Origin of the sequence: Labrenzia sp. 5N, from assembly GCF_012395805.1 — a bacterium.
Classification (GTDB): domain Bacteria; phylum Pseudomonadota; class Alphaproteobacteria; order Rhizobiales; family Stappiaceae; genus Roseibium; species Roseibium algicola.
This window is the reverse complement of record NZ_JAAZTM010000020.1, coordinates 263,609-286,848: the sequence shown is the minus strand read 5'-3', so window position 1 is coordinate 286,848 and position 23,240 is coordinate 263,609. Positions and strand designations below refer to the sequence as shown.

The following is a 23,240-nucleotide window of genomic DNA, read 5'->3' as shown; positions in this document are numbered from 1 at the left end:
CTTGGGGGACGGCGTGGCAGAAACAGAAACGATGACAGGGGACGGCGGCACGGCGCGGCAAAGCAGATCCGGAAAGGATACTCTGCTCGATGCTCGGGGCCTGACCAAAAGATTTGGCGACATTCTGGCGAACGACAGGGTCGATCTCGTCATAAACAAGGGTGAAATACATGCACTCCTTGGCGAAAATGGCGCAGGCAAATCGACCCTCGTAAAAATGTTCTACGGTTCACTGGAGCCGGACGGCGGTGAAATTCTCTGGCAGGGCCAACGGGTCGACATCGGCAACCCGGCAGCTGCCCGCGAACTCGGCATCGGGATGGTGTTCCAGCATTTTTCGCTGTTCGAAGCCTTGACGGTTGCAGAAAATATCGCGTTGGCATTGCCAAATCCGGGGCGAATGTCTGAGCTTGCCAATCGGATCCAATCCGTGTCGCGCGATTATGGCTTGCCCCTCAATCCGGACGACATTGTCGCGGACTTGCCGGTCGGCATCCGCCAGCGTATCGAGATTGTCCGATGCCTGCTTCAGGAACCGCAGCTGATCATCATGGACGAACCGACATCGGTGCTTACGCCCCAGGAAGCGGATCTTCTCTTCCTGACGCTGGAGCGCCTGGCCAAGGAAGGCTGCGCGGTTCTGTACATCAGCCATCGGCTGGAAGAGGTCAAACGCATCTGTCACCACGCGACGATCCTTCGGCATGGCCAGGTGGTGCGCGAATGTGACCCGACCAAGGAAACACCGGCATCTCTGGCCAGCATGATGGTGGGAGCCGACGTTGCCTCCGTAAGCGCCAGCTCTCAAAAGCCGCAGATCGGCGAAACCCGGCTTGCCCTGAAGAACCTGTCCGCAAAAGCCGCAACGCCATTCGCAACAGCGCTGAACAAGGTCTCGCTGGATCTCAGGGCCGGTGAGGTGGTTGCGATCGCCGGCGTTGCAGGCAACGGCCAGGGTGAGCTCTTCGACGCGATCTCCGGCGAAATGCCAGTGGCAGCCGACATGGTCTTTCTGGACGGCAAGCCCTGCGGCAACAGGAACATTACTTGGCGACGCAGGCAAAACGCGGCTTTCGTGCCAGAAGAACGTCTCGGCCACGGCGCCGTACCTGGCATGAAACTATCGCAGAACATCGTGCTGACGCGCCACAGAACCGGCGACAAGCTGGTCAGTGGTTTCTTCGTCTCCAATGCCAATGCAGGCAAGATGGAACAGCGTATCAAGAAGTCCTTCGACGTGCGCATGTCCCATGACGATCCGGAAGCGCGTTCCCTTTCAGGGGGCAATCTTCAGAAATTTGTAGTCGGCCGCGAGCTGGACCGCAAACCTGGTGTGCTGATCGTGAACCAGCCAACCTGGGGTGTCGATGCCGGTGCCGCCGCTCTTATCCGGCAGGCACTCATCGACCTTGCCCGCTCCGGATCGGCGGTGCTGGTGATCAGCCAGGACCTGGATGAAATCTTCGAAATCGCCGACCGGATTGCGGTTATTTCCAGAGGTTATCTGTCTGCGGCCGAGCCGACTTCAGACATGAACCGCGAGCGGGTCGGCCTGCTCATGGCAGGCGGCGCGGAAGCGCAAGGGGAGGTTGCCTGATGCGCGTCGAACTCGTGAAAAGAAAAGAGCACAGCCGAAAGATGGCACTGCTGTCGCCGTTGATCGCTGTTGGTCTGACCGCAATCGCAGCCGGACTCATTTTCTCAATATCCGGACATAACCCATTGTTCGGATTATATAAATTCTTCATAGAACCTCTGACGCAAGAATGGTCTCTCAACGCGACAATCGCCAAGGCAACACCGCTCATCCTGATCGCCTGCGGCTTGTCGGTTTGCTATCTGTCGAACAACTGGAACATCGGTGCTGAAGGCCAGTTCGTCGTCGGTGCGCTGTTCGGCTCTGCTCTGCCCATTCTGATGCCGGACTTCGAAAGTGCTGCCACGCTTCCCTTGATGATGGCTTTCGGCGCTATCGGTGGGGCACTCTGGGCCCTGATCCCGGCGCTGTTGAAAACCAGGTTCAATACCAACGAAATCCTGACCAGCCTCATGCTGGTCTATGTCGCCAGTCTCCTGCTGGACTACCTGGTTCGCGGACCGTGGCGGGATCCCGGCGGTTACAACTTCCCGGAATCGGCGCTCTTCTCCGACGCTGCCACGTTGTCCACCGTCCCTGGCACGTCACTCAGCTATGCTGCCCCGATCACTTTGATCGTCGCAGTCGTGCTTGCGGTGGTCCTCGGCAAGACCATTAAGGGTTTCGAGATCAGGGTGATGGGCGAAAGTCCTCGCGCAGGCAGCTTTGCCGGTTTTTCTGCAAAGAAACTGACGCTGTTTTCCTTCGCAATTGCCGGTGGTCTTGCAGGCCTTGCCGGCACGATGGAAGTGTCCGGCGCACTCAACCAGCTCCTCCCGACCATCTCTCCCGGTTATGGATTTACAGCCATTATCGTCGCCTTTCTGGGAAGGCTGAATCCCTTCGGTATCATCGTCGCGGGTTTCGTGTTGGCATTGTCTTATATCGGCGGCGAAGCGGTGCAATCGGCGATGGGCGTCTCGAACAAGATTGCCAGTGTCATTCAGGGCCTTCTGCTGTTCTTCGTGCTCGCCTGCGACACACTCATCCTCTATCGCATCAGATTTGTCAGCCGGCGTGGTTCGGCAGGGGAGGTCTCCCATGTTTGAAGCCGTTCTCCTGACTGTTATCACCGCGGCAACACCGCTGTTGATTGCTGCGATCGGCGAACTCGTCGTTGAACGCTCCGGTGTTTTGAACCTTGGTGTCGAGGGCATGATGATCATGGGGGCCGTGGTCGGATTCGCCGTCGCCAATCAGACCGGATCCGGGACGCTCGGCGTCTTTGCGGCAATTGCCGCCGGCATGGCCATGTCGGCACTTTTTGGATTCCTGGTGCTCGTCCTGGTAACCAATCAGGTGGCAACCGGTCTTGCCCTAACCATCCTCGGCGTCGGCTTCTCGGGCCTGATCGGGGAGGCCTTCATCGGCATTCCAGGTCTTAAACTGCCGGATCTCTACATTCCTGTACTGTCCGACATTCCGTTTTTCGGGCCTGTCTTCTTCCAGCAGGACGCGCTCGTTTATGTGAGTTTCGCATTGGTCATCGCAGTTGCCTATTTCCTGTTCCGGACCCGGCTTGGCCTCGTGCTTCGGTCTGTTGGTGACAACCACGTGTCGGCTCACGCTCTTGGTTATTCCGTTATTCGCATCAGGTTCGCAGCGGTTCTTTTTGGCGGCGCCTGTGCAGGTCTTGCGGGTGCCTACACGTCGCTTGCCTATACGCCTCAGTGGGTTGAAAACATGACTGCGGGCCGAGGCTGGATTGCGCTGGCATTGGTCGTGTTCTCGTCCTGGCTGCCGCTGCGCGTGGTTATTGGCGCCTATCTGTTTGGTGCAGTCAGCGTCCTGAACCTCCACGCCCAGGCAGTTGAGCTGGACATTCCGTCCCAACTGCTGTCCAGCTTGCCGTACCTTGCGACTATTTTGGTGCTTGTGCTCATTTCGGCAAACCGCAGACTGACGCTCGTCAACACGCCAGCCTGTCTCGGCAAGCCATTCGTTCCAGATCGGTAAGCCTCCCAGCCACCGGTCGGCCCGGCCCCGGTGCGATCGGGGGCTTGGCCTTAAACAAGATCGCAACAGAGAGATCGAAACAGAGGGGAAAGAACCAGATGAAATCTCTTTTGAAAGCAACCGTTGCCGCCGTTGCCTTCGCAGCTGCCGGCTCTGCCGCAAACGCTGCAGACGTCAAAGCCTGCTTTATCTACGTTGGACCAGTTGGTGACTTCGGTTGGTCCTATCAGCACGACCAGGGTCGTCTCGATGCGGAAAAGCATTTCGGCGACAAGCTGGAAACCGCATATCTTGAAAGTGTGCCGGAAGGTCCGGATGCAGAGCGCGCGATCGAGCGTTTCGCCCGTGAAGGCTGCAATGTCATCTTCACCACGTCCTTCGGCTACATGAACCCGACGATCAAGGTCGCCAAGAAGTTTCCAGATGTGAAGTTCGAACACGCGACCGGCTACAAGACTGCCGACAACGTCGCGACCTATAACTCCAAGTTCCACCAGGGCCGTTACATAATCGGTCAGATTGCCGCCAAACAGTCCGAATCCGGCGTCGCAGGTTACATCGCCTCGTTCCCGATCCCGGAAGTTGTGTCCGGCATCAATGCATTTCTGCTCGGTGCTCAGTCCGTCAACCCGGATTTCAAGCTGAAGGTCGTCTGGGTCAATTCCTGGTTCGATCCGGGCAAGGAAGCCGACGCTGCAAAGGCGCTGATCGATCAGGGTGCCGATGTCATTACCCAGCACACCGATTCCACCGCACCGCTTCAGGTCGCACAGGAACGTGGCGCGCATGGCTTCGGTCAGGCATCCGACATGATCCAGTTCGCACCGGAAGCCCAGTACACGGCAATCATCGACGATTGGGGTCCGTACTACATCGAACGCATCCAGGAAGTCATGGATGGCACCTGGGAGCCCAAGAGCACCTGGGCAGGCCTTGCCGAAGGTCACGTCGTGATGGCACCTTACACCAATCTCCCGGATGATGTTGTTGCAATGGCCAAGGAAACCGAAGCCAAGATCGCCGGCGGTTGGGAGCCGTTCACCGGCCCGATCACCAAGCAGGACGGCTCGGTTGCCGCTGAAGATGGCGTCGCCCTCGACGATGGAGCCATTCTCGGCATGAACTGGTACGTGCAGGGTATCGACGACAAATTGCCGCAATAATCGCGGTTATCACCTATCCAGGACGGCCCGGAGCCAGTGGTTCCGGGCCGTTTTCATATCCGGTGACTGATTGTCTGAATGTTGTGTGTAAAGCACCTGCTTCCCATCGCGATCGTTCTGATTGAAGACTTGCGCAGAAATCTCCGCAACGTTGAATCGCAACATCGACACCTCTACAAACGAAACTATAATTTCGTTTCCATCCAGGATGGATCGCCGGCATGCACACGATACGGACCTTTGACGAATGATCCGCAGACGAGAATTGATGCTCGCCGCGGCCGCTGCTGGATCTGGCAGCATGGCTGGCTTGGCCTCTGCCAGCAGCGCCCCAGAGGCAGAAATGACAACACACAGCCGCAGCTCTGCCCAGGGGTTCCGTCTGGCCCTTGGTGGCGGAGCCGCAAAGGCATTCGCTCACATTCCCATTCTGGAAGTGATGGATGACCTGGGTGTCAAACCCGTCGAAATTGCCGGGACATCAATGGGGTCGATCCTCGGTGCTTTTTACGCCAGCGGTATGAGCGGTCGAGAGATCCGACAGTTTGCAGTTGATCTCTTCACCCAGAAAACGCAATTGCTTCAAAAGTTGTTTCTGACGGATGGCCGAACCTGGTCGTCGCTCTTCAATGTCGTCCGTCCGGCGATTATCGATCCCATCGTTCTTTTCGAAACGGTGTTTCCTGAAGACCTGGCCGAGCAGTTCTCGGATTTGAAACTGCCAATGAAGATCGTTGCGACGGATTTTTACACCCAGTCGCAGGTGGTTCTGGAGGAGGGGCCCCTGCTGCCTGCAATTGCAGCCTCGTCCGCTCTCCCCATGCTTTTGACGCCTGTCAGGATAGACGGCCAGGTTTTGATAGACGGGGGCTTCGTCAACCCGACACCATTCGATGTCTTTCAGGACGACGGCATTCCGACAGTCGCCGTCGATGTCACTGGCAGCAATTTCGAAGAGCGAAAAAGCGGGCTTCCAACCGGCCTGGAGACCTGGATCGGCTCGTTCTCGATCACCCTTCACTCGTTGGTCGCCGCCAAATTGGCCTGCAATCAACCTGATTTGTTGATTGAGCCGCCAGGCGGCCGTTTCAAGACCATGGAATTCTTCAAGGTCGCGGACATCGTGAAAGCAGCAGAACCAGCCGGAGAAACCTTCAAGCGTGGCCTGGCCAGCCTCCTGGAAAATCGATAGTCGAACCAATTGGTTCCAGGCGTTAAATCGCAGGATCACGGCGCTCGAATATCTTTTTCAGCGCTTCCGCTCTTTCTGGTGACCAGCCGTCCGGATCGACAACTGCAGCCCATCCGTCGATGTAATCAGGCGCAATGTAGTAGTGCCCGTATCTGGGAACATCCAGCGCAAACATGGAATCCAGCGCAATCTGAAGCATTGTCACCACGGGAAACCAGGACAGTTTTTCTGAAACATCCGGCGCACGCGGTGAGGCCATCCAGGCTGGCGGCCTGAAGCCCGTATCGAACGTGAAGTTCACGATAGGGTCGCTGCCATAATTCAGAAACACCGCGCGAATTGGCCCCCAGGGCGCATAGTTCCCCTCCAGTCCGCCATATTGATCCATCACCCGGACAAGCGAGCCGTTTCCGTATTTCGGACGCCATGCCGGACTGTCTGCCTTGCGCCGGTCCCGGACCTCCGACCAATATCGCGAGAAGAAAGGAGACCCAGCCCAAAAGGCGCCCTGGATCGGGTCACCCAGCATGTCAAACAGGGGAAGTGTCGCCTGGGAGTTGAAGGCCCCCTGGCTGAGCCCGTGAACATAAAGCTCCGGCCGACTGTCTTTGGGCAGCTGCGTCCAGTGGGCATAGACCGCGTTGAAAAGGGCTCGAGCCTGATCTACCCCGTAGTCTGGATGGGCAAGCAGCGCCAGAAAACTGGTCAGATAGGAATATTGGACAGCCACTGTCGCCACATCACCGCCAAGCATGAAATCGATTGTGTCGTGAGCTCCCGGGTCCATCCAACCGGTGCCGGGTGGTACCACGACCACAAGTACCGATCGGTCGAAACCCCCGACACGGATCAGTTCCCGCAAAGCAAGTTGGGCGCGTTCTTCTGCGGTGTCACCAGACCTTCGTCCAACATAGACCCTGATAGGATCAACGGCTTTATCCGGCCAGAATTCGGAAATCTCTGCTGCAGTCGGAGCCGTCGCGACATAGTGACGACCCCAACGCCCCATCTCCTCCCATTTGACCAGCGACCGGGTACTACCGGTTTTTTCCGGATCCGCAGGTTTTTCGATATCAGGTTCAAGAAGCAGGTCTGCAGCCAGAAAAGACGTATCGGCCATACGAAACGCATTACGTACAAGGGCTCCATCGACAAGTGCCCACAGGAACCAGCCAACAAGAACGATGGACAGGACCACGCCGACGCGCCCCGGAAGCATCTTGTCCAGAACAACAGCGACGGCTCTACGCAAGGCACCTGCAACCCGGAAAACCAGCCACAAGCAAAGTGCGATCAACACGCCAACAGTGACGATGAAGAACGGCGCTGCGCTCTCGAGCGGCGGCAAACCAACAGCTTCACGGGTCGCGTTCTGCCAACTGGCAGCTTTCGACAGACTGTAGACCATGATCGCAAGACTGATACCGCAAGCGGCAAGGAGCCAGAGTGTCCACAAACGTCCCCTGGGCTCCGGCAACTCCAGATAACGCCAGACACTCCTTGCCAGAAGGGTCACCTCATAGCCAAACGTCGCTGCCACGGCGGCGAGGGTCGCTTGTACAATTGGTTCCCTCGGCATCATCGACGGCGTCAGTGCGGCACCGAAGAAACTGGCCGCTACAATGAGCCCGGTTGGCGTAAGCCCATCTCGGAGTGTCCTTAAGATCGGCATTTGCACCCGCTCCCAACACGATTTCATGATCCAGCTGCAGGATTTCGTGTTGGAATGATCGCGTCAAGACAACCTTGGGTAAACAATGGCAACATGACAGCAATCTTGTGCCCATCCCCGTTATCCACCGCAAAACCAAGCATAATTTACGTTGCGTCTTTTGGCATTTAGACGGTCTTAACCGTTGTCGGGTCTAAATTCCTACATCGTGGATTGAAGGGCAGAAAGATCTTTCCGCGATCGGGGTCTACAACCGTTTTTTATTCGCAAGTTTCGTGAAAGTTTGCGGCGCTAACAATCGGGCGTAATCCACCGCTGGTCCAGCGCAGCAGGTAGATGGCCTGCCGCTGATACCGGAAATGGCAAGCCGGGGGGCACCGGTTCGTCTGTGACAGAGACATTGGGCCGGAAAGGACTATCGATAAGCTCCAATTGGGGCGGTGTAATCTGTCATCAGGGCGGTTGAGCCAATGATTTTTGATAAACTGTTGCGAATAGGATTTCCGGCGCTTTGCGCCTCCCTTACGCTTTTGCTCGGTGTAAACGCCTACTCGCTCTATAGCGCGCAAGCCGACTACCTTCACAAGGATCAGTTGGAACGTTCGGTCCTCAACGACACGCTGCGCTTTAACACTACGGCCCTGGAAAAACTGATTGCACGGTACAGTGCCTTGAAAAGCCCGGAAGATGCTGCAGAGGCCGGAAAAACCTACGAAGCACTGCTAAACGCCTTCGAAACGTGGCCCAGCGACGCCTATCGCGAAATTGTGGGGCCGTCGGACTACATCCAGGACAAACTGGTCCACATCGTTCGTACGAGCAACCGGGTGAAACCGTTCCTGGATACGCTCAATGACCAGACCTCCGTGAGCAATGCACTGATCATCTTGCAGGGGATAGGAAGTTCCCTTCAACAAATCAATCAGATGGTGACCCAAGAAGCTGCCAAGCAAATGTCGGCGGCGAGAAAGAGCTTTCATTTCCACCAGATTGTACAAGACGTGCTCGTTGTTGTTTTCCTTCTGGTCAGCCTTGGATGGATCTGGTTCTCCAACAAGCGCAGCCAGGTGCTGCAAGGACAGGCAGAGGCAACTCGCGAGCAAACCAGGCTTCTGGAGCACCGGCTGGACCACGACAGTGTTACAGGCCTGGTAAATTCCCGTGTCTTTGCAGAGATCGTGCGCTCTGCTCACGATACACTCGCTCCTGATCAGACCTTGAGCATTCTCAACATCGATCTGGAGTCCAGACTGCCGGCTATCAACAAGTTCAGTCTTGTAACGGAGGAAGCTATCCTGGCATCGACTGCGGACCTGTTGCGTCACGCAGTAGACCGGATGGAAGGTGTAAATTGCCTTGCCCGCTCAGGAGGCAAGGGATTTCTCCTCATGACTGTAAGTGATGAAGAGGTTGGGCTGACTGCTTCCGTCGTCGCAAACCGGATCCACGACATCTTCCTGCGCCCGGTCCCAACGGCACTCGGATCCTTCCTGATTTCACCAGCTATCGGCTATGCGGATTCAACCACCGTCGATCGAGATGCCACCGACATCATTCGGAATGCGGATCTCGCGGTTGGTAACGCCGTCAGCTACAGCCGCCGCCGCGTCGTGACCTACCAACCGGCCATGCGCGCGGAAATGGAACGGCGGACAATCGTCGAAAACGCACTTGCCCGCGCCATAGAGGCGAACGAATGCCTTCCGCACTTCCAGCCACAGTTCAATCTCATGACCGGGCGGATTTTCGGCGTTGAAGCCTTGGCACGCTGGTACCATTCCGAACTGGGCTGGATTTCACCCTCGGAATTCATCCCGATCGCTGAACGCAATGGCGATATCGTATCGCTGGGATGGAAGATCCTGGAAACATCGTGTTCGGAAGTACAGTTGTTGCCATCGGACCTGAGCCTGTCGGTCAACCTTTCAGTTGCGCAGATTCTGAGCGACGACGTCGTTGCAATGCTCGACGAATGCCTCGGTCGGACCGGTCTGCCAGCCTCCAGGCTGAAACTGGAAGTGACCGAAACAACCCTGATGAGCGATCTGCGCCGCATTCAGACGACACTCGTTGAGTTGCGATCATTGGGTATCGGCATTTCGCTGGATGACTTTGGCGTCGGTTATTCCGCCCTGTCTTACCTGACGGACTTTGACTGGGACGAAATCAAGATCGACAGGTCGTTTGCCACCAAGGCGGTCAAGGACAAGAAAATTCGCGATATTCTCAAGATGGTCCTTGGTATTGCCGAAACCATGGGCTCTCAGGTCTTGATCGAAGGCATCGAAACAGTCGAGCAACGCGATGTACTGGTCGATATCGGCTGCACCATCGGCCAAGGCTACCTGTTCGGCGGTCCGATGGCGATCGACGACATAACGACCCTGTTCTTCTCGGATCATTCCAAAAGCACTTTGGCGGGGCTCTGACACCTCGGTTGGTATCAAGGGCCCCGCTTTAACGAGAGAGACCCTCAGGACCTGCGTTCTACAGGCAGTTTCCTCGTGGTTTTTTTCGATTTCCGGACCAGGGAAACGGCCAGAACCAGCCCGCTAACAGCCACGACGAGCAGCAGCTGATGAAATGGCGAGCCAAGCAGATGCTCACCTGCGCCTTGCCAACCGGTCAGATGACCGTGCGCACCAGGGTGTGCAAATGCAGGGGTGGATGCCAAGGCAAGAATTGACGTCATCAAAAGCTGTTTCATTCTGCGATATCTCCATGGGCCAGACGAGTGGTGAGGATGTCGATGAGGTCAATGTCTGACCGTTGCGACAGGGATACAAAGGTGAAGGTCATGGTTTCCCGGGCTTGGACCATTGAACCTGGAAAACTCATGTAGACGAGTTCTCGGGAAGCAAAGGCCGGCGAGGCTGTGCCGACCTGCCAATTGCTGACGATCTTTGCGTCGACAAGGTGCTGTATGAGACCATCGGCACCGGGGCGGTGAAACGGGACGCCTGCAAGACGCAGGTAACTGGTCTTGTCGTCGGCAGCCCGAAAGCCGTCGATGAAGCTCACCGCAAGTGCCTGCAGTTCTTCGGCCCGGTCCGCATGCGAGGCCCCATGAACATGAGAATGCAGATGGTCCGGGCCCACGTGATTATGTCCCGCGAGACCTCCGTGATCGTGGTCATGTGTGTGGTGGTGGTGGTGGTGGTGATGACCATGTTCATGATCGTGGTGAACATGGTGATCGTGGCCGTGATGATGTCGCGCCATCGCCTTACTCCACGTCCGGACCGGCCGGAATGGACACCGGCTTGTCGATGATGGATTTATGCGAACCCATTTTTCCATGGGAAACCAGGGTCCCGAGAACATCTACAATCACCCGAGTTGCCAGAAGGGCTGTGATGTCGGAGCAATCGTAAGGTGGTGAAACTTCTACGACCTCCAGACCGCAGATGCCTTCCTTCGCGACCAGCGACACCAGCTCAAGTGCCTCTCTCGGCAGAAAGCCACCTGGCTCCGGCCAGCCGGTACCGGGCACGAAGCCGCAGTCGACACTATCGATATCGAACGAGATATAGACTGCATCTGCGTCCTTCCATGCCAGTTCCAGCGCCCGTGCGGCCGTTTCCGCTAATCCCAGTTCCTCAACATCGCGCATGGTGAAGATGTTGGTGTTCCGCTCCCGGGCAACTTCCACCCCTTCTCGCGGCACCTGCCACCCTCCGATACCGATCTGAACCAGATTGACGGCCGGCACGTTGACGAGATCTGTCGCGTGGAACCAGGGCGTCGTATGCATCCGCTCATCCAGATCCTTTTCCTGAATGTCGATATGCCGATCGAAATGCACGATACCAATGCGCTTGGACGTGCACTGGGCAATCCCGCGTACGCAAGGAAAGCCGATTGAATGATCGCCGCCGATCATGATCGGCAAGGCTCCGGACGATGCGACGTGCGAGACCGCCCGCGTAATCTGGTCGAACGTCTTTTCGATATTGGCAGGAATGGTGAAGATGTCACCGACATCGCAAAGCGTCATCTGTTCCCGAAGATCGACACCCATCTCGTAGTTGTAGGGCGTGTAGAGCGCGGAAATCTTCCGAACTCCTTGCGGCCCGAACCGTGTACCAGGTCTGTAAGTGGTGCCCCCATCGAAAGGGATGCCGATGACGGCCGCATCATAAGCCCCGACCTTTGTCACATCCTCGATATAGGGCGCCTTCAGGAAGGTGCTGATCCCCGCATAGTGGGGCAGTTCTCCACGGGCAAAGGTCGGGATCGATTTGTCGGTGAGACTATCCGATCCTGTCAATCCCATTCGCAGTGCCCAGGCTTTTTCCTTTTCCCACGCGGCAGAGGGCAGGGCACCTTCCTTTTCAGCGGCCTTCCAACCTCGCAATTGCAGTTTGTCGAAGTCAGGATGATGCTGTCTTCGGTTGGGGGCTCGGGTGAAATGACCTGCGGCAAGGTGGTGCGTCCTGGGGCCTGAGGCTCGATTGAAACTCATGGGATGGTCCTCATTCCTGATTGTTTGGGGTATGGATGCTTTGGAAAGACGGAGTGGGCTTGTTTGACTGTGGGGCGCCGATTGCACCTGCGATGGCCTCCGGAGACCGCAAGGATGCTCCTGTTGGCGATTTGAGTGGCAGGTCGTAGGTGATGGTCGCGCCGTAGGCTTGTGGCGCTTGAGGGTCGTGGCGGATCTTGTCGAACACCAGCAGACGCGTGCCGAGCTTGAAGGCCTCGTGAATATCGTGCGTCACCATGAAAACCGTCATGGACAACTCTTTCCAGAGCCCCAGAAGCAATTCATGCATATCGACGCGTATACCCGGGTCTAGCGCGCCGAAAGGCTCGTCGAGCAGCAGGATGCTTGGCTTCTTGATCAAGGCCTGGGCGATCGCGAGACGTTGCTGCATGCCACCGGACAGCTGCGCCGGATACTTGTTTGCCGCTGGTCGCAGCCCGATCCTGTCAAGCAGGTCGTCGGACGATCCAAAAGCCGCCTTGCGGGAAGTACCAAAAAGCCGCCCGGTCCAGCGCGACGATTCAAACTCTTGCGCAAGGATGAGGTTTTCAGCCACGGTCAGATGCGAAAACACCGAGTATTTCTGGAAGACGATCCCGCGATCGGGTGTCGGCTCAAGTGGCAAGCGAGCGCCGTCCAGGAGGATCTGTCCACGGCTTGGATGTTCCTGGGAAAGCAGCATCCGCAGGAATGTCGATTTTCCGCAGCCGGATGCTCCAACGATCGTGCAAAAAGACCCGGTCTGGACTTCCAGGTTGACCCGTTCGAGAACAGGCACGCCGTCGTATAACTTTGCCAGGTTCTGGACCGAGAGTTTGGACGCAGTGTTCATAGCGCGTCACCTCCCAGATGGTGCCAGCGAAAAGCGCGGCGCGACAGGAGGAGCAGGGCTCTGTCGAGCAGGAAGGCCAGCAGCGTGATCCAGACGACGTAAGGCAGGATCACATCCATCGCGAGATAGCGACGCACCAGGAAAATCCGGTACCCAAGCCCTGACGTGGAGGCGATGGCCTCGGCTGAAATCAGAAAGATCCACGCTGGCACGAGAGAAAGCCGCAGGCTGGTGATCAGGTGCGGAAGCACCTGCGGCAACACGAGCCGCGTAACCATTTGCAAGACGCTGGCCCCAAGTGTTTCCGCCTTGATGATCATCTCCCGCGGAATGTCCAGAACCGCCTGGGCCGTGGAACGGATCATCACCGGTGCCGTTCCGATCACGATCAGGGCGATTTTCGCGAGTTCGCCAAGACCGAAGGTGATGAACAGGATCGGCAGGATGGTGATCGGCGGTATCAGCGAGAATGTCGCGAGATAAGGTGCCAGTCCGCTTCGGATATGGGGAATGAAGCCGATTGCAATGCCAAGGGAGATTGCCAGAAGCGTCGACACTGCCATCCCTGTCCCAAGACGCCAGAGACTGTCGAAAGTATCCAACCAGAGCAGAAGGTCTCCCGACCTCCGGTCCGGCACTGCCGCCATGCGCCAGAAGGCTTCTCCCATGCTGGTGATGGAGGGGAGAAGCTTGTCCGCCGGATTGTCGAGCCGGCGATAATGGCTGGCAATCACGTAGGCGACCAATGTCAGCACGAAAGGCAGGAGCCCAAGCGCCAGGGCGGTGACCCGGGAGGGTTTCCGGTTGATGATACGCATGAAACGGTCCGATCAGTCTATGGCTGCGGCTCCGGCGCCGAGGCGCCGGAACACCGGATCAGCAAAGGAAGCCTAGAGCGTGCCTTCTGCTGCCATCGTCATGAAACTCGGGTCGAATTTCAGTTTCACGTTTCCGGTATCGCCATAGATCGATCCATCCGGGAAAGAGACGCCGACGAATTCAGGGCTGGGTGCCCCTTCACCCAGAATGCCCTTGTCGAAAAGGAACTCGGCAACGAATTTCATCGTCTCGGGAAGTTCAGCGGACTTGGTGAACGCGACCGCTTCTGCGGGCGTGTAGAACATCTTGGTCGTCGCGAGCTGCGCGTCGTAGCCGGCAAGGTCCGTGCCGGAGGCTTCGGCCATGGCGGTGCGTGCCGCGATGCCTTCGTCACTGTCTGACGACATGATCCCCATCAGTTCGTACCAGGCGCCTACAAGAGCCTTGCCGAAGGCGGGATTGTCCGCAAGCGTCTCGGTATTGACCATCATGATATCGATGATTTCGCCTGGAATGCCGGAACTGTCGAACACCTTGGTGGCATTTGCTTCCGCTTCGATTTCAGACAGGAGCGGGTTCCAGGTGACCACTGCCGTGACATCCGGCGTCTGATAGGCAGCGATCATGTCTGCATCGGATGTGTTGACGACCGTCAAATCCTGTTCACTGAGACCAACCGTGTCGAGCGCCCGTGCGAGCAGGTAGTGAGAGACGGAAAGCTCCACCAGGTTGACGCTTTGTCCCTTGATATCGGCCAGCTCGGTCTTGTCCTTCAGGATGATGCCATCGTTGCCGTTGGAGTAGTCGCCGACGATAAGCGCAGTCGTGTCGACACCGCCGCCTGCCGGGATCGAAAGGGCGTCCATATTGGTCATGGAGCAACCGTCATATTCCCCCGCGGTGTATTGATTGATGGACTCCACGTAGTCGTTGATCTGAACGATCTCGACGGAGATGTCGTATTTGTCGGCCCATTTCTTCATGAGGCCACTGTCCTGCAGATAACCCCAGGGCATCCAGCCGACATAGATGGACCAGCAGACCTTGAAATCCGTCTTTTCCTCGGCCCTGGCCGAAGTGAGGGAAAGTGGCAGCGTCAGCGCTGCGGCGAGGAGGGAAGCTTTGGCAATCGATTTCAACATCTGTGCGCGTCTCCTGTCTTGGGCCCGGTCATCAGAACCGGACTTACGTCATGAGGTTTTTGCGCACGGCCGGGAGCAGGTTCGCGCGCGCGAAACCTCGTGCAGTTGTCTCCCGGGTTTTTGTCCCGCCGTGTCACCGGTCTATGTCGGCATATGCCTCTCAACCGGCTTGCACCTCTCGGTCCTGCGTCGTCTTGCGACCGGATCCCTAGGCGCGCTGCACATCATGACCAAAGCAAGGGGAATGCCAGAAAGGCGAAGGTGGTAATTTCGTACATTGTTTCAATAATTTAAGAAATAGAATCTGGATTGAACTCGTCAAAACCAATCAAAAGCAAATGGTATTCTGAGCAGAATATGGGCAGCATGGTGAAGAATGCACCATGCCCAGACCTTAAGCAGGCTGTGCTGATCTATCGTAAAACAGTCTTAGCCGGTGAAAGAGCAGATCTGAACCAACGGCAGGAAATGCTGGTCGGTGATGCCCAGACAACAGGCGTGCGCCACCAGCAAAAACCCGGTCAAGGCCGAACCGGTGACGAGCGCCAGAACCAGAGATGGATCACGCATCATTTCGCGAATGCCACTCATGGCTTGAACTTCGGTATGTGCCATAACAATTCCTCCGGTTTGAACATCTGCAAGAGCCAGGCAAGCGGCTCTTGCAGTCGGGATTTATTCCGCAGGTTCGTCGATCTTATCCTCGTCACCAGCCACGTTCTGCTTTTTCTTGCCGGTGAAAAGGCCTTTGATCCATCCCTTCTTCTCTTCGCCATCTGAAGGAGAAGCGTCTGCTGGCGCGGTATCGGCTTCCACTTCGTTCGTCGCAGCCGGTTTCCCCGGGGCGACCTGTTCGCCGAAGGCTGTAAAAAACTCACCGGCAAGCCGTTTGGCGGTTGAATCGATCAATCTGGCACCAAGCTGCGCCAGCTTGCCGCCAACCTTCGCATCGACCTCGTAGTGAAGGATCGTCGCGTCAGGACCGTCTTCTTCCAGATGAACCTTTGCAGCACCTCTGGCAAAGCCGGCTACCCCGCCGGAGCCTTCGCCTTCAATGGTGTAACCGTTCGGCGGATCGAGATCGTTGAGCGTCACCTTGCCGCCGAAAGTTGCTTTTACCGGGCCCACCTTGAGACGAACCTTCGCCTCAAGTTCAGTATCGGAATGCTTGATCAGGTCTTCACATCCCGGAATAGAGGCCTTCAGGACTTCCGGATCATTCAATGCCTCCCAAACCTTGTGCTTTGGAGCTTCGATCCGCTGACTGTCGTTCATTTGCATGTGATTGCTTCCCTGGTGGGGTCAAATGTGATGGATGTTGGTCTGGCGGTGTCCGCTGCGGCGGATCATCAGGAGTTCTGCCAGAATGGAGAGTGCAATTTCTTCCGGAGCAATGGCTCCCAGATCGAGGCCTGCGGGCCCCTCGATCCGGTCGAGGGTCTGGTCCGCTACGCCTTCGTCGCGCAATTTCGCCTTCAGGGCAGCAATCTTCCGGCGGCTCCCGACAAACCCGATGTGGCGCGCATCCGTCAGAAGAGCTGCCTTCAGGGCCGCCAGATCGCCGCGCCCCTGGGTCGAAATAATGGAGTAGATCTGCCCGTTGCTTCGAACGGGACTGTCAAACCCTTCTGCTCTTTTGCCCGCACCTGAAAAGACGGGCAGGTCTTCTGCAGGTGCGCAGAAGGTCAGGTCAAACCCGATGGACGGCGCCTGGCTCGCAAGGGCCACGGCAACCGGACTGGCGCCGTAGATGACAAGCATGGGCCGCGGCAGAACCGGTTCTATGAAGATATCCATGGTCCCCTGGCTTGGGCACATGTTCCTGGCAAATTGAATGCCTTCGCGCTCTTCACCGGCTTCTACGCCGATCTCGGCCAGCAGGTCCGCCGGTTGAAGGGAGATCAATCGTGTCTGACCATCTTCAAAAGCGGACCTTGCCGCCTTGATGACAGCCGATCTTGCGCAGCCACCGCCGATCCAGCCGCCGACAATATCCCCATTCCTGTCGATCACGGCCTTCGCGCCCGCCTTGGCTGCGGTCACCGATATGGTGCGTACAACGGTTGCCAGAACGAAGGGTTCGTTGTCACCCTGCAAACGGTTCATCAGGCGGGGTAGGTCCTGCACGACCTCTGGCGCGGCCTCTTTGCCGGACACGGGAACAGAATGTTTCATCTCGACATCTCCCATCGTTCAAAGTCTCGCAAGATAAGGCTCTAGGGCTTCAAGGCTGGCGAGGTTATGGGCTGGCGCGAAGAAATCGACATGAGGCAAGGCGGCGGCCATGCCCCCGGCTGTCGGTTCATATCCCTGCCAGCCAAGCAGCGGGTTGAGCCAGACAATGCGCCTGCAGCGCCGCCGTAACCTTGCCATCTCATCGCCAAGTGCTTCCGGCGCGCCTGTGTCGTAGCCATCCGACAGGATCAGGACGCAGGTGCGCGAGTGGACGACACGGGCGGTGTGCCATCTGTTGAAGTCGGCCAGCGCCGCGCCGATCTTCGTGCCGCCGCCGATCCCCTGTGCCATCAGGCCCATGCGATCGAGCGCACGGCCTGCATCGCGCTCGGAAAGAGCCGACGAGACATGCACAAGGCGTGTGTGGAAGACAAACGCTTCGGCTTCGCGGAAGTTATCCAGCAAGCCGTGCACGAACCGAGTGAAGACACCCGTGTAGTTGTTCATCGATCCGGACGCATCGAGCAGGATCACCAGCCGGAGCTGTTTCTCACGTGGGCCTTTACGCACAAGCTCGATGGGGGTCCCGCCATGAGCAATGGAACGCCGGATGGTTCGGCGCAGATCCAGCTTTCGGCCTGTTCGTTTCTGACGATCCCTGCGGGTCAGACGTATGCGCATCGCACGGGCAAGACGTTCGGCAAGGTCATGGGCCTGCTTAAGGGCGTCCGGATCGTGGAGATCTCGAAAATCCACCTTGCCGAGGTTTGCGGCAATGCTCGCGCCTTCCCGCCGCCCGGAGGGAGCGTCGTTGCTCGCCTCATCCTCTTCACCGGGAAGGCGTTCGACGTCGCCCGCAATTGTCTCCTGGCGGTTACCACTTGCGTCTATCAGCTCGCGAATGGTCTTCATGCCCTTGCGCGTGCTGGTCCCGGTGACCTTCACCCCAGATTTGACGCCCTTGCCGGTCCAATAGGCGTCGAAAATGTCGTCGAAACGGTGCCAGTCGGACAAGCGTCCGCAAAAAAGACTGCGAAAGGCAGCCTTCAGGCTTCCAGGGCGCTGTATTACCTGCGAACACAGCAACCGGCTGGCATCACGGGTCTCGGCCAATCCGACCTTGAAGCCGCTGTCACGCAGCGAGCGGACAAACCCGGCCAGCCGCAGCCTCAGGATCGGCCCGATGTCTGCTCTGGTTTCAAGGAAAAGGCCGGACATTGCTCAAGCCACCTTTCCAAGCAACCTGTCGGTGACTTCGCGGCTGACCCTGGCGCTGTCTTCACGGGTTTTCAGAACGCAGGAAAGCGTTTCAAAAACAAGTTCCCGGCTGTCTTGCAAGTTCCTGGCACCAAGTCCCAGAAGAGCAGCCGCCCAATCGATGGTTTCGGCAACGCCTGGAACCTTCACAAGGTCTTCCTTGCGCAGTTTGTTCATGAGTTCGGCGATCTGTTGGGCGAGCGCAGCATCCAGATCCGGGACGCGTGCCAGCAGAATACGAGTTTCGCGGTCGGGCGAGGGGTAATCGACGAAATGATAAAGGCAACGCCGGCGCAATGCGTCCGAGAGTTCGCGCGTACCATTTGAGGTCAGTACCACGCGTGGGATTGTAACTGCCTGAACCGTTCCGAGTTCCGGGATCGACACCTGGAAGTCAGACAGGATCTCAAGCAGGAATGCCTCGAATTCCTCATCTGCCCGGTCGATTTCATCGATCAGCAGAACCGGCGGCACGTCCTTTCGGATGGCCGCCAGAAGGGGGCGTTCCAGTAGATATTTCTCGGAGAAAATCGATTCCTCGACAGTTTCCGCGCTGTCGCCAGACCCTTCCCGCGCCTTGATGGCCAGAAGCTGGCGCTGATAGTTCCACTCGTAGATGGCATCGGAACGGTCGAGGCCCTCATAGCACTGCAGGCGGATGAGATCGGTGTTCTCAAGTCGCGCCAGAGCCTTCGCCACTTCCGTTTTACCGACGCCGGCTTCTCCTTCCAGAAGCAGCGGCCGCCCGAGCATTCCGGTCAGGAGAAGTGCCGTCGCAAGACCTTCGTCCGCGATGTAACCGGCATCCGCGAGCTGAAGCGCTATCTGATCCTTGGTCTGGGTCATGCTGGTCCGTTCGGTGAGAAGGTCGCATCCATCGTCTTTCAGGTGCTGATCCAGAATCAGTCACGAGAGGACGATCGGAACGTCACCGCAGACTTTGTCCCGGAGGAGCCAGCCTGCGGTTAGTAGTGCTTTATGCGTGCGCACCCAGGTCCTTGGCCGCCTGCCAGATCCGCCAGGCGTCATGCGGCATCTGGATATGGGTCGACCCGAGGAACTTGAAGGCGTCGTTCACCGCATTGGAGAAGGCCGGCACACCACCGACATTCGGGCTTTCGCCCACACCCTTTGCCCCGATCGGATGATGGGGGCTGGGAGTGACGGTGAAATCCGTTTCCCAATGCGGTGTTTCGACCGCCGTCGGCAGGAAGAAGTCCATGAAGGACGCCCCCAGCACGTTGCCCATCTCGTCGTAGCGGATCTCCTGACCCATCGCGATGGCAAAGGCCTCGGTCAAACCGCCATGGACCTGTCCCTCGATGATCATCGGGTTGATCCGGGTTCCACAGTCATCCAGCGCATAGAACCGCCGTGTATTTGCAACGCCGGTGTCGACGTCGATGTCCATTACACAGAGATAGGCGCCGAACGGATAGGTCATGTTGGGCGGGTCATAATAACTGACCGCTTCAAGACCCGGTTCCATGCCTGGAGGCGGGGCGTGATAGGCAGCCCAGGCAATCTCCTTCATGGACTTGCGTGCCTGCGGATTGCCTTTCACCTGGAAGCCGTCCACGTCCCATTCCAGATCGTATTCGGAAACTTCCAGCATGTGCGCCGCGATCATCTGCGCCTTGTTGCGGATCTTGCGAGACGCAAGCGCAATCGCGGCACCGGCAACCGGTGTAGAGCGTGAACCATAGGTCCCCAGACCGTAGGGCGCGGTATCCGTGTTGCCTTCCTCCACCATGATATCGGCGGCCGGAATACCGATTTCCGTGGCAATGATCTGCGCCCAGGTGGTTTCATGCCCCTGGCCTTGCGATTTGGTGCCCATGCGGGAAATCACCGAGCCGGTCGGGTGCACGCGGATTTCCGCACTGTCAAACATTGCGACACCTAGGATATCGCAATTCTTCGACGGTCCGGCACCAACGATCTCGGTAAAGAACGACACGCCGATGCCCATGATCTCGCGGGTCTCGCCGCGCTTGAAGGCTTCCTGCTTGGCTTTTTGCTCAGCGCGCAGCTCGCGATAGCCGATCTTGTCCATCGCCTTCTGCATGGCGGTGTGATAGTCGCCGCTGTCATATTCCCAGCCAAGGGCCGAGTGATAGGGGAACTGCTCCGGCTTGACGAAGTTCTTCATCCGCAAGTCCGCCGGATCCATGTCGAGCTTCTGGGCCAGGATATCCATCGCCCGCTCGATACAATAGGCCGCCTCCGTTACGCGGAACGAACAGCGGTAGGCGACGCCGCCCGGGGCTTTGTTGGTATAGACCCCGTCGACAGCCAGATGCGCTGCCGGGAAGTCGTAGGACCCGGTGACGATGTTGAAGAAACCAGCCGGCCATTTCGACGGATCGGCACAGGCATCAAAGCCGCCATGGTCAGCCAGAACATGCACTTTGAGACCAGTGACGGTACCGTCGTTCTTCGCAGCGATTTCCGCGGTCATGTGATAATCGCGAGCAAAGGACGTCGTCGAAAGGTTCTCCATCCGATCCTCGACCCACTTCACCGGCACTCCGGTGACGATGGAGGCAACGATGGCACAGATGTAACCGGGGTAAGCCCCGACCTTGTTGCCGAAACCGCCGCCGATATCCGGCGCGATCACATGGATCTTCTGCTCCGGAATAGTCGAGAGTAGAGAGGCTACCGTTCGGATGACATGGGGTGCCTGGAACGTTCCCCAGACCGTCAACTCGCCCTTGATCTTGTCCATCGATGCAACGCACTGACAGGTTTCGAGCGGTGAGGGGTGCGTCCGGTGATAGGAGATCAGCTCCTTGATGGTGACATCGGCTTCAGCAAAGGCTCTGTCGGTTTCTTCCTGGTCGCCAACTTCCCAGGTGAAGATGTGGTTGTGGTGTTTGCGCGGCCCGTGTGCGCCTTCCATCTTGCCGTCGAGATCCGGCCGCAGAACCGGAGCGTCAGGATCCATCGACTTGAAAGGGTCCGTCAGGACGGGAAGCTCTTCATATTCGACTTCCACCAGCTGAATGGCATCGTCGGCGATGTAGCGGTTCTCGGCCACCACGAAGGCGACTTCCTGGTTCTGGTACAGCACCTTGCCATCGGCCAGCACCATCTGCACGTCACCGGCGAGTGTCGGCATCCACGCAAGATTGACGCCTTTCAGGTCTTCCGCCGTCAGCACGGCGATCACGCCAGGCAGTTTTAACGCTTCGGAAGCGTCGATCTTCGTGACCTTGGCGTGGGCATAGGGAGAACGGACGAAATCGCCGAACACCATCCCGGGCAGTTTCACATCATCGACATACTGGCCCTTGCCTTGCGTGAAGCGAATATCTTCCACACGCTTGCGTTTGCAGCCCATGCCTTCCAGGGCGGCTTCGCGCTGTTCCCGTGTCGGGGTCATGTCGTTCATTCTGCAGCCTCCTGAAATTCAGTGCCATTCAGCTTCGCAGCGGCGTACTGGATCGCCTTGACGATGTTCTGATAACCGGTGCAGCGGCAAAGATTGCCCGAAATGCCCATGCGGATTTCTTCTTCCGTGGGGTTCGGGTTTTCCTTCAGCAGCGTGTGTGCACGCAGGATCATTCCCGGGGTGCAGAAGCCGCACTGCAGCCCGTGCATCTGCCGGAAGCCTTCCTGAAGCGCGGACAAGGTACCATCCGCATTGGCCATGCCTTCGATGGTGGTCAGTTCCGCGCCGTCTGCTTGAACGGCAAACATGGTGCAGGACTTCACGGACATGCCGTTCAGCTCAACCGTGCAGGCACCGCAATGAGAGGTCTCGCAACCGATATGCGGCCCGGTGAGGTTGAGGTCCTCTCGCAGGAAATGGATCAGAAGCGTGCGCGGTTCAACAAAACGCTGCACCTTCTTGCCGTTGATGGTCATGGAGACCGGGATCTGTTCAATATCGCTCATAGTCGTTTCCCTCGATCCTGGTTCAGCTGGATGCGCGCGATGCAGCTTTTGCAAGCGCCCGCTGCAACATCACGCCTGCCATCTTGGTGCGATATTCTGCAGGTCCACGTCCGTCCGAAGCGGGCTTGGTGATCGCCTCAGCCGCCGCGACCGCGCGGGCAACGGTTGCCGTATCGAGTGTCGAACCAGCCAGAATTTCTCCGGCTTCCTTCGCAAAAAGCGGTGTATCCGCGACATTGGTGAGGGCAATCGAACAGAAGGACACTCTGCCACCTTCCAACGTCAGGACCACGGCAGCTGCGGCTGTCGCATAGTCGCCAACCTTGCGCTTCAGCTTTTCATAGGCATAGCCATGCCCTGCAGGCGGGACGGGTATACGAACGGCTGTCAGAATTTCTTCAGGCGCAAGGGCCGTGAAATAGGCCGCCTCATAGAAGTCGCGTGCAGGCACTTCACGTTCGCCGTCCGGCCCGGTCAGAACATAGGTCGCATTCAGGCACTGCATTAGCGCCGGCATATCGTTGCCCGGATCGCCATTGGCGACATTTCCGCCAAGGGTGCCGACATATCTTATCTGCGGATCGGCAATGAGAAGCGACGTTTCGCGAATGATCGGCAGTTTTGACGCCAAGAGATCCGAGGCGATCAGCTCATGCTGCGTGGTCATGGCGCGAATGGTGATCGTGCCGCCGTCGTCGGAAATGCCTTTGAGATCGGCAATCCCACCAAGGTCGACCAGATGTTCCGGCGCTGCCATGCGCAACTTCATCATGGGGATCAGGCTATGGCCTCCGGACAGTGGCCGCGCTTCGTCGCCATGGCTGACCAGGATCGCGACAGCTTCCGCCACGGACGTTGGCCGGTGATAGGTGAATGCACCAGGTATCACGTCTTTCTCCTCCCTCTGCCGGCCACCTCAGGGCCGGATGCCGGTCTTCCCGAAAAGCGATTGGTTTCGCCTTTCACCGGCAACGTCGTGTCCGGACGCTGGAAACGGCCGAATTGTT

General features: G+C 57.7%; 21 protein-coding genes. 6 read left to right on the top strand and 15 right to left on the bottom strand.

The window, feature by feature from the left end:
- Nucleotides 1–31 precede the first annotated feature (31 nt).
- The 5 genes from HEP89_RS21880 to HEP89_RS21860 all read left to right on the top strand — a co-directional run bounded on the left by HEP89_RS21880 (nucleotide 32) and on the right by HEP89_RS21860 (nucleotide 5,947).
- On the top strand, nucleotides 32–1,597 hold the full coding sequence (locus HEP89_RS21880) for an ABC transporter ATP-binding protein (protein ID WP_168693493.1): 1,566 nt from the start codon (nucleotides 32–34) through the stop codon (nucleotides 1,595–1,597).
- Entirely contained in the window at nucleotides 1,594–2,685 is a 1,092-nt protein-coding gene (locus HEP89_RS21875; RefSeq protein ID WP_236034826.1) for an ABC transporter permease, read from the top strand. The genes HEP89_RS21880 and HEP89_RS21875 overlap by 4 nt, the downstream gene beginning before the upstream one ends.
- Complete coding sequence (locus tag HEP89_RS21870) at nucleotides 2,678–3,592, top strand: ABC transporter permease (protein WP_168693028.1); 915 nt, start codon at nucleotides 2,678–2,680, stop codon at nucleotides 3,590–3,592. Before HEP89_RS21875 ends, HEP89_RS21870 begins: the two co-directional genes overlap by 8 nt.
- 98 nt (nucleotides 3,593–3,690) lie before the next feature.
- Entirely contained in the window at nucleotides 3,691–4,755 is a 1,065-nt protein-coding gene (locus tag HEP89_RS21865) for a BMP family ABC transporter substrate-binding protein (RefSeq protein ID WP_022998629.1), read from the top strand.
- A 343-nt stretch (nucleotides 4,756–5,098) separates the two neighbouring features.
- On the top strand, nucleotides 5,099–5,947 hold the full coding sequence (locus tag HEP89_RS21860; RefSeq protein ID WP_286201068.1) for a patatin-like phospholipase family protein: 849 nt from the start codon (nucleotides 5,099–5,101) through the stop codon (nucleotides 5,945–5,947).
- A gap of 22 nt (nucleotides 5,948–5,969) precedes the next feature.
- Here HEP89_RS21860 and HEP89_RS21855 read toward each other — a convergent pair whose 3' ends face one another.
- A complete protein-coding gene (locus HEP89_RS21855) occupies nucleotides 5,970–7,619 on the bottom strand; it encodes an alpha/beta-hydrolase family protein (RefSeq protein ID WP_077292853.1) in 1,650 nt (549 codons plus the stop codon).
- Nucleotides 7,620–8,089: 470 nt separating this feature from the next.
- Between HEP89_RS21855 and HEP89_RS21850 the strand changes: the two genes are divergently transcribed.
- A complete protein-coding gene (locus HEP89_RS21850; RefSeq protein ID WP_168693026.1) occupies nucleotides 8,090–10,048 on the top strand; it encodes a bifunctional diguanylate cyclase/phosphodiesterase in 1,959 nt (652 codons plus the stop codon).
- Nucleotides 10,049–10,092: 44 nt separating this feature from the next.
- Here HEP89_RS21850 and HEP89_RS21845 read toward each other — a convergent pair whose 3' ends face one another.
- The 14 genes from HEP89_RS21845 to HEP89_RS21780 all read right to left on the bottom strand — a co-directional run bounded on the left by HEP89_RS21845 (nucleotide 10,093) and on the right by HEP89_RS21780 (nucleotide 23,122).
- Entirely contained in the window at nucleotides 10,093–10,326 is a 234-nt protein-coding gene (locus tag HEP89_RS21845; protein WP_077292851.1) for a hypothetical protein, read from the bottom strand.
- Nucleotides 10,323–10,841 carry a hypothetical protein gene (locus tag HEP89_RS21840; protein WP_077292850.1) on the bottom strand — a complete coding sequence of 173 codons (519 nt, stop codon included), beginning with the start codon at nucleotides 10,839–10,841 and terminating at the stop codon, nucleotides 10,323–10,325. The genes HEP89_RS21845 and HEP89_RS21840 overlap by 4 nt, the downstream gene beginning before the upstream one ends.
- A 4-nt stretch (nucleotides 10,842–10,845) precedes the next feature.
- Nucleotides 10,846–12,084 carry an agmatinase family protein gene (locus tag HEP89_RS21835; protein ID WP_077292849.1) on the bottom strand — a complete coding sequence of 413 codons (1,239 nt, stop codon included), beginning with the start codon at nucleotides 12,082–12,084 and terminating at the stop codon, nucleotides 10,846–10,848.
- 10 nt (nucleotides 12,085–12,094) lie between these two features.
- Entirely contained in the window at nucleotides 12,095–12,937 is an 843-nt protein-coding gene (locus HEP89_RS21830; RefSeq protein ID WP_077292848.1) for an ATP-binding cassette domain-containing protein, read from the bottom strand.
- Complete coding sequence (locus HEP89_RS21825; RefSeq protein WP_077292847.1) at nucleotides 12,934–13,755, bottom strand: ABC transporter permease subunit; 822 nt, start codon at nucleotides 13,753–13,755, stop codon at nucleotides 12,934–12,936. Before HEP89_RS21825 ends, HEP89_RS21830 begins: the two co-directional genes overlap by 4 nt.
- A 72-nt stretch (nucleotides 13,756–13,827) precedes the next feature.
- Nucleotides 13,828–14,898, bottom strand: coding sequence for a putative urea ABC transporter substrate-binding protein (locus tag HEP89_RS21820; protein WP_077292846.1), 1,071 nt, complete (start codon nucleotides 14,896–14,898; stop codon nucleotides 13,828–13,830).
- Between the two features lie 429 nt (nucleotides 14,899–15,327).
- Nucleotides 15,328–15,513, bottom strand: a complete 186-nt coding sequence (locus HEP89_RS21815; RefSeq protein WP_077292845.1) for a hypothetical protein — start codon at nucleotides 15,511–15,513, stop codon at nucleotides 15,328–15,330.
- 60 nt (nucleotides 15,514–15,573) lie between these two features.
- Entirely contained in the window at nucleotides 15,574–16,179 is a 606-nt protein-coding gene (locus tag HEP89_RS21810) for a carbon monoxide dehydrogenase subunit G (RefSeq protein ID WP_207106377.1), read from the bottom strand.
- A gap of 21 nt (nucleotides 16,180–16,200) precedes the next feature.
- Complete coding sequence (locus HEP89_RS21805; protein WP_156912549.1) at nucleotides 16,201–17,004, bottom strand: XdhC family protein; 804 nt, start codon at nucleotides 17,002–17,004, stop codon at nucleotides 16,201–16,203.
- An 87-nt stretch (nucleotides 17,005–17,091) separates the two neighbouring features.
- Nucleotides 17,092–18,291, bottom strand: coding sequence for a VWA domain-containing protein (locus HEP89_RS21800; protein ID WP_077292843.1), 1,200 nt, complete (start codon nucleotides 18,289–18,291; stop codon nucleotides 17,092–17,094).
- Between the two features lie 3 nt (nucleotides 18,292–18,294).
- Nucleotides 18,295–19,176, bottom strand: a complete 882-nt coding sequence (locus tag HEP89_RS21795; protein WP_168693025.1) for a MoxR family ATPase — start codon at nucleotides 19,174–19,176, stop codon at nucleotides 18,295–18,297.
- 130 nt (nucleotides 19,177–19,306) lie between these two features.
- Nucleotides 19,307–21,727, bottom strand: coding sequence for an aerobic carbon-monoxide dehydrogenase large subunit (locus HEP89_RS21790; RefSeq protein ID WP_168693024.1), 2,421 nt, complete (start codon nucleotides 21,725–21,727; stop codon nucleotides 19,307–19,309).
- Nucleotides 21,724–22,224 (bottom strand): (2Fe-2S)-binding protein, encoded by a 501-nt coding sequence (locus HEP89_RS21785; protein WP_062491642.1) that lies wholly within the window; start codon nucleotides 22,222–22,224, stop codon nucleotides 21,724–21,726. Before HEP89_RS21785 ends, HEP89_RS21790 begins: the two co-directional genes overlap by 4 nt.
- A gap of 31 nt (nucleotides 22,225–22,255) precedes the next feature.
- Nucleotides 22,256–23,122, bottom strand: a complete 867-nt coding sequence (locus tag HEP89_RS21780; RefSeq protein WP_062488736.1) for a xanthine dehydrogenase family protein subunit M — start codon at nucleotides 23,120–23,122, stop codon at nucleotides 22,256–22,258.
- Between the last annotated feature and the right edge of the window lie 118 nt (nucleotides 23,123–23,240).

Coding starts and splice junctions, on each gene's coding strand:
- HEP89_RS21880 (WP_168693493.1), top strand. CDS start 32: ATGACAGGGGACGGCGGCACGGCGCGGCAAAGCAGATCCGGAAAGGAT.
- HEP89_RS21870 (WP_168693028.1), top strand. CDS start 2,678: ATGTTTGAAGCCGTTCTCCTGACTGTTATCACCGCGGCAACACCGCTG.
- HEP89_RS21865 (WP_022998629.1), top strand. CDS start 3,691: ATGAAATCTCTTTTGAAAGCAACCGTTGCCGCCGTTGCCTTCGCAGCT.
- HEP89_RS21860 (WP_286201068.1), top strand. CDS start 5,099: ATGACAACACACAGCCGCAGCTCTGCCCAGGGGTTCCGTCTGGCCCTT.
- HEP89_RS21855 (WP_077292853.1), bottom strand. CDS start 7,619: ATGCCGATCTTAAGGACACTCCGAGATGGGCTTACGCCAACCGGGCTC.
- HEP89_RS21850 (WP_168693026.1), top strand. CDS start 8,090: ATGATTTTTGATAAACTGTTGCGAATAGGATTTCCGGCGCTTTGCGCC.
- HEP89_RS21845 (WP_077292851.1), bottom strand. CDS start 10,326: ATGAAACAGCTTTTGATGACGTCAATTCTTGCCTTGGCATCCACCCCT.
- HEP89_RS21840 (WP_077292850.1), bottom strand. CDS start 10,841: ATGGCGCGACATCATCACGGCCACGATCACCATGTTCACCACGATCAT.
- HEP89_RS21835 (WP_077292849.1), bottom strand. CDS start 12,084: ATGAGTTTCAATCGAGCCTCAGGCCCCAGGACGCACCACCTTGCCGCA.
- HEP89_RS21830 (WP_077292848.1), bottom strand. CDS start 12,937: ATGAACACTGCGTCCAAACTCTCGGTCCAGAACCTGGCAAAGTTATAC.
- HEP89_RS21825 (WP_077292847.1), bottom strand. CDS start 13,755: ATGCGTATCATCAACCGGAAACCCTCCCGGGTCACCGCCCTGGCGCTT.
- HEP89_RS21820 (WP_077292846.1), bottom strand. CDS start 14,898: ATGTTGAAATCGATTGCCAAAGCTTCCCTCCTCGCCGCAGCGCTGACG.
- HEP89_RS21815 (WP_077292845.1), bottom strand. CDS start 15,513: ATGGCACATACCGAAGTTCAAGCCATGAGTGGCATTCGCGAAATGATG.
- HEP89_RS21810 (WP_207106377.1), bottom strand. CDS start 16,179: ATGCAAATGAACGACAGTCAGCGGATCGAAGCTCCAAAGCACAAGGTT.
- HEP89_RS21805 (WP_156912549.1), bottom strand. CDS start 17,004: ATGAACCGTTTGCAGGGTGACAACGAACCCTTCGTTCTGGCAACCGTT.
- HEP89_RS21800 (WP_077292843.1), bottom strand. CDS start 18,291: ATGTCCGGCCTTTTCCTTGAAACCAGAGCAGACATCGGGCCGATCCTG.
- HEP89_RS21795 (WP_168693025.1), bottom strand. CDS start 19,176: ATGACCCAGACCAAGGATCAGATAGCGCTTCAGCTCGCGGATGCCGGT.
- HEP89_RS21790 (WP_168693024.1), bottom strand. CDS start 21,727: ATGAACGACATGACCCCGACACGGGAACAGCGCGAAGCCGCCCTGGAA.